This window comes from Microbacterium sp. CFBP 8794 (assembly GCF_014841235.1).
Classification (GTDB): Bacteria; Actinomycetota; Actinomycetes; order Actinomycetales; family Microbacteriaceae; genus Microbacterium.
This window is the reverse complement of sequence record NZ_JACYTT010000001.1, coordinates 528258-540476: the sequence shown is the minus strand read 5'-3', so window position 1 is coordinate 540476 and position 12219 is coordinate 528258. Positions and strand designations below refer to the sequence as shown.

Annotated in this window: 13 protein-coding genes; 10 read left to right on the top strand and 3 right to left on the bottom strand. The window is 68.3% G+C overall.

What is annotated here, in order from left to right; genetic code table 11:
• The first annotated feature begins 34 nt into the window (after positions 1-34).
• The 7 genes from IFU19_RS16540 to dnaB all read left to right on the top strand — a co-directional run bounded on the left by IFU19_RS16540 (position 35) and on the right by dnaB (position 7616).
• Positions 35-1405, top strand: coding sequence for an adenosylhomocysteinase (locus tag IFU19_RS16540; RefSeq protein WP_191916687.1), 1371 nt, complete (start codon positions 35-37; stop codon positions 1403-1405).
• Positions 1402-2697, top strand: a complete 1296-nt coding sequence (locus IFU19_RS02415; RefSeq protein ID WP_191916688.1) for an amidohydrolase family protein — start codon at positions 1402-1404, stop codon at positions 2695-2697. The genes IFU19_RS16540 and IFU19_RS02415 overlap by 4 nt, the downstream gene beginning before the upstream one ends.
• On the top strand, positions 2694-3122 hold the full coding sequence (locus tag IFU19_RS02410) for a cupin domain-containing protein (protein ID WP_191916689.1): 429 nt from the start codon (positions 2694-2696) through the stop codon (positions 3120-3122). The genes IFU19_RS02415 and IFU19_RS02410 overlap by 4 nt, the downstream gene beginning before the upstream one ends.
• Positions 3123-3183: 61 nt before the next feature.
• Positions 3184-4050, top strand: a complete 867-nt coding sequence (locus IFU19_RS02405; RefSeq protein WP_235560495.1) for an ABC transporter substrate-binding protein — start codon at positions 3184-3186, stop codon at positions 4048-4050.
• A 5-nt stretch (positions 4051-4055) separates the two neighbouring features.
• Positions 4056-4922, top strand: a complete 867-nt coding sequence (locus IFU19_RS02400; protein ID WP_055832397.1) for an amino acid ABC transporter permease — start codon at positions 4056-4058, stop codon at positions 4920-4922.
• Positions 4919-5662 carry an amino acid ABC transporter ATP-binding protein gene (locus IFU19_RS02395; RefSeq protein ID WP_192012833.1) on the top strand — a complete coding sequence of 248 codons (744 nt, stop codon included), beginning with the start codon at positions 4919-4921 and terminating at the stop codon, positions 5660-5662. The genes IFU19_RS02400 and IFU19_RS02395 overlap by 4 nt, the downstream gene beginning before the upstream one ends.
• A 586-nt stretch (positions 5663-6248) precedes the next feature.
• The gene (gene dnaB / locus IFU19_RS02390) at positions 6249-7616 is read left to right on the top strand and encodes a replicative DNA helicase (RefSeq protein WP_055832400.1); all 1368 of its coding nucleotides are present in this window, start codon (positions 6249-6251) and stop codon (positions 7614-7616) included.
• 121 nt (positions 7617-7737) lie between these two features.
• Here the strand turns inward: dnaB and IFU19_RS02385 are convergent, their stop codons facing one another.
• On the bottom strand, positions 7738-8712 hold the full coding sequence (locus tag IFU19_RS02385) for a bile acid:sodium symporter (protein WP_192012832.1): 975 nt from the start codon (positions 8710-8712) through the stop codon (positions 7738-7740).
• Entirely contained in the window at positions 8709-9410 is a 702-nt protein-coding gene (locus IFU19_RS02380) for a MerR family DNA-binding transcriptional regulator (RefSeq protein ID WP_192012831.1), read from the bottom strand. The genes IFU19_RS02385 and IFU19_RS02380 overlap by 4 nt, the downstream gene beginning before the upstream one ends.
• Positions 9411-9843: 433 nt before the next feature.
• Here IFU19_RS02380 and IFU19_RS02375 point away from each other — a divergent pair, with 433 nt between their 5' ends.
• Together IFU19_RS02375 and IFU19_RS02370 are read left to right on the top strand one after the other, a co-directional pair.
• Positions 9844-10434: a Chromate resistance protein ChrB gene (locus tag IFU19_RS02375; protein WP_192012830.1), complete on the top strand. Its 591-nt coding sequence runs from the start codon at positions 9844-9846 to the stop codon at positions 10432-10434.
• Between the two features lie 52 nt (positions 10435-10486).
• Positions 10487-10861 (top strand): YkvA family protein, encoded by a 375-nt coding sequence (locus IFU19_RS02370; RefSeq protein ID WP_342343364.1) that lies wholly within the window; start codon positions 10487-10489, stop codon positions 10859-10861.
• 132 nt (positions 10862-10993) lie between these two features.
• Here IFU19_RS02370 and IFU19_RS02365 read toward each other — a convergent pair whose 3' ends face one another.
• A complete protein-coding gene (locus IFU19_RS02365; RefSeq protein WP_192012828.1) occupies positions 10994-11131 on the bottom strand; it encodes a hypothetical protein in 138 nt (45 codons plus the stop codon).
• An 82-nt stretch (positions 11132-11213) separates the two neighbouring features.
• Between IFU19_RS02365 and IFU19_RS02360 the strand changes: the two genes are divergently transcribed.
• A complete protein-coding gene (locus IFU19_RS02360; protein ID WP_192012827.1) occupies positions 11214-12149 on the top strand; it encodes a LysR family transcriptional regulator in 936 nt (311 codons plus the stop codon).
• Positions 12150-12219: the final 70 nt, after the last annotated feature.

The following is a 12219-nucleotide window of genomic DNA, read 5'->3' as shown; positions in this document are numbered from 1 at the left end:
GGGGACCGGTGCCGCCGAGCCTAGGCTGAGAGCCGTGACCGACCCCCGCGCACCCGAGCGCATCGTCCGCCGCTTCGCGCGCGCCTCGAACCTCATGATCGCCGGCCGCCCCTTCGCGGTGCGCGGCGAGGGCTCCGCCGACCTGCACGCTCTGCTCGCCCGGCTGGGTGGCATCCCGAGCCCGTCGCCGGCGCCCGGTCGCGTCGAGTTCGATCTGGATGCCGACACCACCACGCTCGACGGAGTGCCCCTTCCCGAGCGCGGCGACGCCGCCGGCCGCATCGCCTTCGCGCGCACCCACATGCCCGTCGCCGCCGCTCTCGCGGAGCGCCTCGACCTGACCGGCCTGCGGGTGGGCGTGGCGATGGTGCTCGAGCCCAAGACCGCCGTGCTGTCGCTGCTGCTGCGCGAGCGGGGCGCCGAGGTGTCGGTCTACGCGCATCCCGACGAGACCGATGTCGCGGTCGCCGACGAGCTGCGCGCGCGGGGCTTCGCCGTGACCGCCGATCCCGCCCTGGCCGGAGCCGAGGAACGCGCCGCCGCCCTCGGCTTTCTGCGTGCGGGTCTCGACGTGCTGCTCGACGACGGTGCGCACCTGGTGCGCCTGGCCCACGAGGACGATCCCGCGCTCGTCGACGGCTGGATCGGTGCGTGCGAAGAGACGACGAGCGGGCTGACGCCGCTGCGTCGGATGCACGATGCCGGCCTGCTGCGCTGCGCCGTGATGGCCGTCAACGACGCCCGCACCAAGACGATGTTCGACAACCGCTACGGCACCGGGCAATCGTGCGTGTTCGCGATCGCCGATCTTCTGGAGGAGCGGGGGATCGCGCTGACCGACCAGCCCGCGCTGGTGCTCGGCTACGGTCCGGTGGGTCGGGGCGTCGCGGCGCACCTGCGTGCCCTCGGTGCCGAGGTGCGGATCGCCGAGACCGATCCCGTCCGGGCCCTCGAGGCGCGGCACGACGGCTTCGCCACGAGGGCGGCGCGCGAGCTGGCGTCCGGAGCCCTGGTGGTGTCGGCGACCGGTGTTCCGGCGACCGTGACCCCCGAGATCGCCGCGGGGGCGCGGATCATCGCCGTCGCCGGGGGAGTGCCGGGCGAGGTGTCCGACGCGGGAGCCGCCCTGCTGCTCGGCGGCGGGGGAGCGGTGAACATCACGGCGGCCGAGGGTAACCCCATCGAGATCATGGACCTGTCCTTCGCCGTGCAGCTCGCCGCCCTCGGTGAACTGCTGTCGCGTCGCCCCGCCCCCGGGGCGCACGCGCTCGACGCCGGCGTCGACGACCTCGTGGCGCGCACGGCGCTGGTCGTGCGCGGGGTCGACCTCGACGCCCCTCGCGCCCTCGATGCCGACTGCCTCGACGACTGGCGTTCCCCGCGCTACCGGGGCGGTGCCGCATGAACGTCGTGCTGTATTCGGCATCCCTCGTTCTGCCCATCACGGCCCCGCCGATTCCGGGCGGGGCGATCGCGGTGGCGGGTGGGCGCATCCGGCACGTGGGAGACCGCGAATGGGTGCGGCACGAGCTGCGCGCGCGAGGGGTGGCCTTCGACGAGGTGCACTGGCCGGGGGTGCTCACCCCGGGCCTGGTGAACGCCCACTCGCACCTGCAGTACACGGGCATGGCCGAGGTCGGGCGCGGCTCCTACGCGGGCTTCGACGACTGGGACGAGGCGTTCACGCCCGTCTACCGCGAGGGTCACGACTGGGCGGCGGATGCCAGAACCGGCGCGCTCGCCATGATCGCCGCGGGGACCACGGCGGTGGCCGACATCGTCACCGACGTCGAGGCGGCCTCGGCGCTGCACGACGCGCGGCTGCACGGCATCACCTACTGGGAGGTGATGAGCTGGACCAACGCGGCGTGGGCCCAACGCGGCCGCGCGGAGGTGGAGGCACGGCTCGATGCGCTGCCCGGCCCTCCCGGTACGGGGCTGTCGCCGCACGCGCCGTACTCGCTCGACGTGGAGCCGCTGCTCGAGATCCCCGACATCGTGCGCGAGCGGGGGAGTCGGCTGCACCTGCACCTGGGCGAGGCGGCGTTCGAGCGCGAGCACGGCGAGGCCGTGCCGTGGCAGGTGCATCGGCCGTCGAGCTTCCGGGCGCTGCGCGACGAGGGCTTCGGCACCGGGGCGACGGAGTTCGTCGACGAGCTGGGCGTTCTGGGGCCGGACTGCCACATCGCGCACGGGGTCTACATGACCGCCCGCGACCGGGCGATCCTGCGCGCCCGCGGCACGACGGTGGCGCTCTGCCCGCGCTCCAACGCCGTCATCGGGCTCGACGAGCCGCCCGTGGCCGCCTACCTCGTCGAGGGCAATGCGCTGGCCGTGGGCACCGACTCCCTGGCATCCAGTCCCTCTCTCGACCTGCTCGCCGACGTCTCGGCCCTGCATCGCCTCGCGCGCACCCAGGGGTACGTCAACCGCGATCTGTCGGAGCTACTGCTGCGCGCGGCCACGCTGGGTGGGGCGCACGCGATGGGCCTCGACACCGGACCCGCCCGCACGGGGTACCTCGCCGTGGGCGCCGTCGCCGACCTGGCGTTCTTCGACGTCGCGGTGTCGGACGTCGATGACACCATCGAGCATCTCGCGGTGGACGGCGCGGGTTCCGCGGCCGCCACCTTCATCGACGGCGAGGCCCGGTGGGTCTCGGCCGGCTTCACCCGAGAGACCGGAGTCCTCACATGACCGATCGCCCCGCCACCGCCGTCCTGCTCGATCTCGAGCCCCACGCCGAGGGTGGCTGGTTCCGCCGCATGTGGACCGGCGGCTATGCGGTCGAGACGCCGGCGGGCGAGCGGCCCGCGGCCACCTGCATCCACTACCTGCTCACCCCCGGCGAAGAGAGCGCGTGGCACGTCGTGGCGAGTGACGAGGTGTGGCTCTGGCACGGCCCCGGAACGCTCGAGCTGTCACTGGGCGGCGACGGCGCCGAACCGGGGGAGGCGCGCACCGTGACGCTCGGTCCCGACCTCGCCGCGGGCCACGTGCTGCAGCACACCGTGCCCGCCGGGGTATGGCAGTCCGCTCGGCTGGCGGGGGAGTCCGAGGTCGTCGTCAGCTGCCTCGTGTCGCCAGGTTTCAGCTTCGAGGATTGGCGCCTCGCCCCGTGATTTAGGCTGTGCACATCACAGCACTCCGGGGATGACCCCGATACGTCCACGAGGAGACATCGTGACCACTTTCGCACGCCTGCGCCGCGCCGCCGCCCTGACCGCCGTGGCCACCGCCACGGTCGTCTCGCTCACCGCCTGCGCCTTCGCCCCCACGGGCTCCGACGCCGGCGCCGCCCCCGCTTCCGAGGGGGCGCTGCAGACCGTCACCGCCGGCAAGCTCACCATCGCCACGGGCGAGCCGGCGTTCTCGCCGTGGGTCGAGAACGACGACCCCGCGTCGTGCGAGGGCTTCGAGGCCGCCGTCTCGTGCGCCGTCGCCGAGAAGCTCGGCTTCGCGACGAGCGACGTGGTGTGGGTGCGCTCCAACTTCGACAGCGCCATCGCTCCCGGCCCGAAGGACTGGGACATGAACGTGCAGCAGTTCTCGATCACCGACGAGCGCAAAGAGGCCGTCGACTTCTCATCGCCGTACTACACGACCACGCAGGCCGTCGTGACGACCGGTGCCTCGCCCGTGGCCGGTGCGACGAGCGTCGCCGAGCTGAAGAGCGTTCCCGTGGGCGTCATGAGCGCCACGACGAGCTACCAGGTGGCCGCCGACCAGCTCGGCACCACGAACCTCAGCGTCTTCAACTCGAACGACGACGCCGTCGCCGCCCTGCAGTCGGGCCAGGTCGACGCGATCGTCGTCGACCTGCCGACCGCGTTCTACCTCGCCGGTGCCGTGCTCGACGACGGCAAGGTCGTCGGCCAGCTGCCCGACTCGTCGGCCGGCGGAGACGAGCTCGCCTACGTGCTGCCCAAGGACTCGGCGCTGACCACCCCGGTCACCGAGGCGGTCGACGCCCTGCGCGCCGACGGCACGCTCGACGAGCTGCAGCAGAAGTGGCTCGGTGGCACGGCCGCCGCGCCCGTGCTCAAGTAACCACGGTGGCCACCCCCGCACCCGGCGGCGTGTGGAGCCCGAGCGAGCTCGAACTCGCCCGGCGATCCACACGGCGTCAGCAGTCGACCAGGTCGGTGCTGATCGCGCTGATCAGCTCGGTCGTGTTCGTGGTCGTCGTCGGCTGGGCGATCCTGTCGAGCCCCGGCTGGGAAGACGTGCGGCGGAGCTTCTTCAACGTCGACGTCGCGCTGGCGAGCTTCCCGTCGGTGCTCGCGGGTCTGTGGGTCAACATCCAGGTGCTGATCGTCGCGGCCATCTCGGTCGCGATCCTCGGCACCACCCTGGCCGTGCTGCGCTCGCTGCGGGGCCCGGTGTTCTTCCCGCTCCGCGCCCTCGCCACGGTGTACACCGATCTGTTCCGCGGCATTCCGCTGCTGATCGTGCTGTACCTGGTCGGCTTCGGCCTGCCCGCCCTCGGCGTCTTCGGCCGAGTGCCGGTGGTGCTGTGGGGCACGGTGGCCATCGTGCTGACGTACTCGGCCTACATCGCCGAGGTGCTCCGCGCCGGTATGGAGGCCGTGCACCCCTCGCAGCGCGTCGCCGCCCGCTCGCTGGGCCTGACCCACGGACAGACCCTGCGCATCGTCGTCATCCCCCAGGGCGTGCGCAAGGTCGTCCCCGCCCTGATGAACGACTTCGTGTCGATGCAGAAGGACGTGGGTCTCATCTCGGTTCTGGGAGCGGTGGATGCCGTGCGCGCGGCGCAGATCGCCGCGGCACAGTCGTACAACTTCACGCCCTACATCGTGGCGGCCCTGCTGTTCGTGGCCATGGCCCTGCCGATGATCCGCCTCACCGACTACGTCTCGGCGCGACTGGCCCGCCGCGAGCAGATGGGTGGCGTCGTATGAGCGTTCTCGACGTCAAGAACGTGCGCAAGGCCTTCGGTGAGCACGTCGTGCTCGACGGCATCGACCTGTCGATCGACCAGCACGAGGTCGTCGTGCTCATCGGCGCCTCGGGGTCGGGCAAGTCGACGCTGCTGCGCACCATCAACCTCATCGAGCGCGTCGACGACGGCCAGATCCTGCTGAACGGCGACGATCTGACCGATCCGACCGTCGATCAAGATGCCGCTCGGGCCCGCATCGGTGTGGTCTTCCAGCACTTCAACCTCTTCCCGCACCTGCGGGTCATCGACAACGTCACCCTCGCGGCGCGCAAGGTGCACCGCGCGAGCAAGAGCGAGGCGTACGCGCGCGGGACCGAGCTGCTCGAGCAGTTGGGCTTGGGGGCGAAGGCCCGGGAATTCCCCGACCGCCTCTCGGGCGGTCAGCAGCAGCGCGTGGCCATCGTGCGCGCGGTCATGACCGACCCCGAGCTGCTGCTGCTCGACGAGATCACCTCGGCGCTCGACCCGCAGCTCGTCGGTGAGGTGCTCGACCTGGTGCGCGTGCTGCGCGATCGCGGGTCGACCATGCTCATGGCGACGCACGAGATGTCGTTCGCCCGCGAGGTGGCCGACCGCATCGTGTTCATGAAGGGCGGACGGATCGTCGAGCAGGGCACTCCGGCTCAGATCCTCGACACTCCGCAGCACCCCGACACCATCGCGTTCCTCGAGCGCGAACGTCGCGGCGGGGCGCTCTGACGACGATCGTCTCGACCCCGTGCTCGTGGTCGTCGGGGCGGTCGGCGTGCCCGCAGCGGGGCTCCTGTGACGGTTGAGGCGCGGGTTAACACCGGTTGACCTCGGGGTGTCCGAACGACACGCCGAGGGTGGGGAAAAACTTGACACGGACCCCGCCCGTCAGTACGAGTCGGTGAAGTTATCCCCCGAGTTGTACACATGTGCGTCCCTAGCGGACAACCTTCAACGCAAACTTCACATCGAATTTCCTCAGGAAACCTGTGGAGAAGTAAATCCCTGATCAGGGAGCACTTAAGGGCCTGAAATCCGATCCATCCACCGGGTTATCCACAGTAGTTGTGCACAGACGTGACGGCGTTTCCCGCATCTTCTCCACAGAGTTATCCACAGGCACATTTGCGTGGGAGAAGAGGTGCTCTTAACGTGGGGGCAGCCCATCGGGCATCCCCTCACCACCCGCTCGTGTCGATGTCGGACGTCCGTGATCTGATGCTTCCGAGGTCGCCGCGATGTCCCGTCCCCGCAGCCGCACACGCGCGCGGGGGAGCGCCGAGACGGAGGGCGCCCGAGATCAGAAGGAGAGCCCGTGTCGATCGCTGACATCGCCGAAGAGCGTCTCGGAAAAGCCCCGCGTCCCGAGCGCACTCCGCCGCACGACACCCTCGCCGAGCAGAGCGCACTGGGCGGCATGCTGCTGTCGAAAGACGCCGTGGCCGACGTCATCGAGAGCCTGCGCGGCCCCGACTTCTACGTGCCGAAGCACGAGCTGATCTTCGAGGCCATCCTCACCCTGTACTCGCACGGCGAGCCCACCGACGTCGTGGCCGTCACCGACGAGTTGATCAAGACCGGTGAGCTGCAGCGAGCCGGGGGAGCGGACTACCTCCACACCCTCACCTCGATCGTGCCCACCGCGGCGAACGCGGGCTACTACGCCTCGATCGTCGCCGAGCGCGCGCTGCTGCGCCGCCTGGTCGAGGCCGGCACGCGCATCGTGCAGATGGGCTACGCGGGCGAGGGTGATCCGGTCGATCTCGTCAACAGCGCCCAGGCCGAGATCTACAACGTCTCGGGCGATGACAGCGCCGACGACTACATCCCCCTGACGATGGCGGTGGATGCCGCGGTCGAAGAGATCGAGGCCGCCCGCGGTCGCGACGGGTCGATGACCGGCATCCCCACCGGCTTCGCCGGTCTCGACCAACTGACCAACGGTCTGCACCCGGGCCAGATGATCGTGCTCGCCGCGCGCCCCGCCATGGGTAAGTCGACGCTCGCGCTCGACTTCGCCCGCGCGGCCGCGATCAAGTCGAACGCGCCGTGCATCTTCTTCTCGCTCGAAATGGGTCGCTCCGAGATCGCCATGCGCCTTCTCAGCGCCGAGGGTTCGATCCCGCTGCAGAGCATGCGCAAGGGAACGCTCGACTCGCGCGACTGGACCACCGTCGCCTCCACGCGTGGTCGCATCAACGACGCGCCCCTCTACATCGACGACAGCCCCAACATGACGCTCGTCGAGATCCGCGCGAAGTGCCGTCGCCTCAAGCAGCGTGAGGGCTTGAAGATGGTGGTCATCGACTACCTGCAGCTGCTCACGAGCGGTAAGCGCGTGGAGTCGCGTCAGCAGGAGGTCAGCGAGTTCTCGCGTGCCCTGAAGCTGATGGCGAAGGAGCTGCAGGTTCCCGTCATCGCCCTGTCGCAGCTGAACCGTGGCGCTGAGCAGCGTGCCGACAAGAAGCCGGCTCTGAGCGACCTGCGTGAGTCGGGCTCGATCGAGCAGGATGCCGACATGGTGGTGCTGCTGCACCGTGAGGCCGCGTACGAGAAGGACTCGCCGCGCGCGGGCGAGGCGGATCTGATCGTGGCGAAGCACCGTAACGGGCCGACCGACACGATCACGGTGGCGTTCCAGGGGCATTATTCGCGGTTCGCGGATATGGCGCCGGGGATGTAGCCACGTCTTGTTGAAAATTCCCGCTGAAGATGTTCAAGTTCTCACTGGACTTGTCCCTAAATGTCCCATTGGACATGTGTGTCAACCGGCTCGACTCGTGCCGGCAGCGCTTCGGCGGGGGTTATGCGCGGCTGAGTGGGATCAGGCGTGGGATGACCCTCACGTAGATGGTCATTCCGATCAGCTCTACGAGGGTTTGAGTTACGACGACGGCAGGCACGAGAGCTAATTCCGCCGGCAGCGCGAGAGCCAGCGGGAGCACCACCAGCGAGTTGCGGGTTGCGCCGGAGAACGTGACGGCGCGGGCATCCCGCACTCCCAGGCGGACGACCCGGCTGACCCCTGCACCGACGAATGCCATCACGATCAGGAACGCCGCGTAGATCGGAATGACCCCGCCGATTCCCGCAAGGTTGGCCAGAACGATGCCGGCTTGGGAAGCGACGACGACGAACAGGGTGATCATCATCAACGACACCATCACCCCAACCGCAGCGCGCTCAACCCCGGCAGCCCATCGTGCGCGGCTCGACGCCCATTGGGTGATCGCTGCCAGCAGCAGCGGAAGGAGGATGAGGAACACGAAGGCCTCAACAAACGGGGCGATCTGAATCCCCTCGAGCACGCCGGGACCAGCCAGCACGGTGAGGTAGAGCGGGAGCAGCAGTAGCTGGACGATCATCAGCAGCGGCGCAGCCGCGATGAGCTTCTCGTGGGAGCCGCCAGCGATACCCGCGAACACGATCACGTAGTCGATACACGGGGTCAGCAGCACCAACAGCACCCCGATCAGCAACGCCGCGTCGGCGGCGACGAACCGGGACAGGGCGAACACGATCACCGGGACGATGACGAAGTTCACCACCAGCAGCGTGATCAAGAATCTCGCGTCACGGAACGCGTCGGCCAGGCGGGTGAACGGCACCCCGAGGAACGTCGCATAGAGGAGCACCCCGATGGCGGGGTTGATGGCCGCCTCGAGGACATGCGCCGCCGGGATCAGCCCGCCGATCAGCAGGCCTACGGCGATCGCCGCCAGATAGAGGACGATCTGGTGACGTTCCGCCCACTCCTGCGCCCTGACACTCGTGCTCACGCGGGAACCAAGGTGAGCCCGGTCAGTTCTCCGAGCAGCGGGAGCGCGTCGTCGGGGCTTCGGATGGTGAGCGTGAATACGTCACCGTGGAGGGTGATCTCGAAACCGAAGAACGGGCAGCAGGCCTGCTCGGCAGCGGCAAGTTCGGCGGCCGTGGCGAGCTTTTCGATGGGCAGTACGCACCGCACCCCGCTGGCCGTGCGCTCCACCGGGGCCGCGCTCAAAAGGTCGCGCCACGCGGCGATCTGCTCGGCCTGACCATCACCCAGACTGCACGCCACCGGTGGTGCTGACTTGGTCAGCAAGAATGCGCAGGACGGGTCACAACGCTGCTCCCGATCAGGAAGCTCATCCAGGTGAGCCCTGGCGGCCCACAGCGCATCTCGCAATTCGGTCAGCGCGCCGATGGTCTCCTCGACCCGCGCGACATGCTCATCCAGGCGGGGACGCAGCTGCGCCTTCACTGACGAGCATGCATCTGACTCCCACGACTGCAGCAACTCTCCGATCTCCACCAGAGGCAGATCGAGCCGGCGGGCAGCGTCGATGAACCGTAAGCGATCCAGCACGGCCTCTGGATAGGCCCGATACCCGTTGGGCTCCCGGCCGGTCGGGACCAAGCCAATCTGGTCGTAATACCGCAACGTCGACGCGGAAACCCCACTTCGCTGCGACACTTCCGCGATCCTCAAAGCCATGCCCCGACCATAAACCTTCGACCCAACTCGAAGGTCAAGGCATCACGGGCGCTCAAGACGACCGAAATCGGCCGGGACGCCGTTTAGGACATGTCTCATCGGAATCCGGGCGACGCTCCTGGGACATCTACCCCCGGGAAACGGGCCGACTGGGACATCTATCGCCGGAATTTACACTTGTAACTTCGCGAACGGTCACTCCGTCAATCCGCGCGGACCGGGTTGGGTCTAGGTACTCGGCGTCTGAGGCGATCAGTGGTCCGGGCCGAGCCACTCTCGACCGTACGGAGCAGATCGCACTTCTTCGTGCGTGGCTCATCCGATACTGGACGCGATTGGCTGCTCAGCGTCAAAGCTCGACGCACACTTCTGCCGCTCGGCGTTCTCGCGTTCCGCGGATCGACGCGCAACGCGACGTTAGAGAAAGGCCGTCATGCTGCGGCGTAACGAGTGTTACATTCTCTTTGTGACTAACACTTCTTGGTTATTGATCGCTCCCCGGGTACCCGCTCAGCCCTCTCGCGACCGCGTCGCGGTGTGGCGGGAGCTTCGCAGGCTCGGTGCCGTGCCGGCGGCCGCGGGCTTGTGGGCTGTCCCCGATCTCCCCGCATTCTCTGAGGGCATCTCGGCCGTGCGCGAGCTGGCCGAGCGTGGCGAGGGGAGTCTGTCGGTGTTCCGTGCGCATGGGCAGGAGGAATCGGATGCTGCCGTGCTGCGTGACGCATTCGCGGCCGCTCGGATCGATGAGTGGAACGAGTTCGTCGCGGACTGCGGAAAGTTCGACGCGGAGATCGATCGCGAGTTCGCAAAGGAGAAGTTCACCTTCGGCGAGCTCGAAGAGGAGGAGCAGAGCCTCGACCGGCTGCGCCGCTGGCACCGCGATCTCCTGCGCCGCGATGCGTTCGGGCTGCCCGAGGCGCAGTCTGCGACCGAGCGGCTCGACGCGAGCGTGGAAAAGCTCGCAACCTACTCCGAGCGTGTCTATGAGGTGAATCTGCCAGCCGACTCGTCCCTGACCGACTGAGCCGCCGGCGATGGATGGGTGGTGGGCGCCGGCCCTGGCGATCGTGGGAGGCGTGTTCCTGCTCTGGGGCGCGCTGGTCGCCGTCCTGTGGGCTCAGCAACGCCGGATGGGACGATCAACCGACTGGCGGCAGGCAATGCGGCTGGTCCCCGACGTCATCCGCCTCCTCCACTCGCTCGTGCGCGACCCCACCATCCCTCGCGTCGTCCGTTGGGCCCTGCTCGGCCTGCTCGGCTATCTGCTCCTGCCCATCGACCTGATCCCCGACGTGATACCTGTCCTCGGGATCGCAGATGACGTGATCATCGCTGCTCTCGTACTCCGGTTCGCTATCCACCGCGCCGGAATCCCGGTGATCAGCCAACACTGGTCAGGAGCGGCCGATGGACTGCAGAGCATCATCGCTCTGACGAGAGCCCGGCCCTAGGGTGGATTCGCCCATTCGCGACGAGGGTCGTGGGAATCTCAGCATCGTCAGCGAGACATTTACCCCTGCAAGAAGCGGGGGGAGCCCCGCAGCAGAGCGTGCCAGGGTGCTCCGGGAGAAGGAGTGCAGGCTTCAGGTGGGGTTGCGCGTGTCGTAATCGACGCGCTCGGGGCGCTGACCGTACCCGTCACGCCGGACCGCGTTGGTCGTGGCGGCAACGACCCCCGCGGTGATGAGGGCGAGCGCACAGAGCAAGATCGTGGTGTCCATAGTGTCCTCCTCGTCCAGCGTGGAGGGCGTTCTACCTCAGGTCTAGTTAGTGTTCGTGTGCTTAATATGAAACTCTTGCTTAATGATTGATCCGGTCAGCGTCCGAGCTCTGATCGCGATCGCGGACCATGGTTCCGTCGCCGAGGCTGCGAGGGTGCTCGGCTACACACCGCCGAACATCTCTCAACACATCCGCAAGCTCGAGGCGCACTTCGAGACGCCGCTCTTGGAACGTGTGGGCCGCGGCGTCGTTCTCACGTCTGCCGCACTGACGCTCGTGGGTCGTGGGCGCCCGCTCGTGGACGGGCTCGAACAGCTACGGCGAGCGCCTCTACAGGACGACGAGGTGAAGGGGGTGGTCCGTGTTGGCGCGTTCCCGACCGCTGTACGCGGCCTCCTCATCCCGACAATCGCCGCAGCGGCGGGGAGGTTTCCCGGATTGGTGGTCGAGCCGTATGAAATGGAGGCAGACAACGCCCTCCAGCAACTGGCGCGCGGCACGATCGATGCAGTGGTCCACAAGAGTTGGGGGGCGAACGCCCCAGATGAGTACGAACCCCGTAGCCTGCACCGCACAGAACTCGGCATCGATACCCTCGACGCCCTTGTACCGGCGACGCACGCTCTCGCGGACCGAGAGCACCTCTTCCTCCGCGAGCTGGCTCCCGACCGTTGGGCAATCAGTCCCCGTCACGACCCGTACGGCCGGTGGATCGCGTCCCACGACCCGGCCCTTCTCACACCGCTGAGTCATGCGTTCGAAGCAGCCGAGTTCCAGACACTCACTCGATACGTCGAGGCCGGTCTCGCCGTCACCGTTATGCCGCGGCTCGGGCGGGGGGCGCTCCCGGCGTCGGTGCGGGCGGTTCCCCTCGCCGACCCTGACGCGCACCGCAAGATCCACCTCTACGTGCGACCCATCACGGCGCGCTCTCAGTCGATCGACGCCCTGACTCAAATGCTGACCGAAGCTCTTCAGAACGAGGAGCAGCGGGGGCTCGCACCGGTCGATCAGTAGCGACGACCTGTACTAGCGGGCCCGCGCCGTAGTCCACGAGCTGCTGGTGCAGGGCGGGAGTTCACGCAAG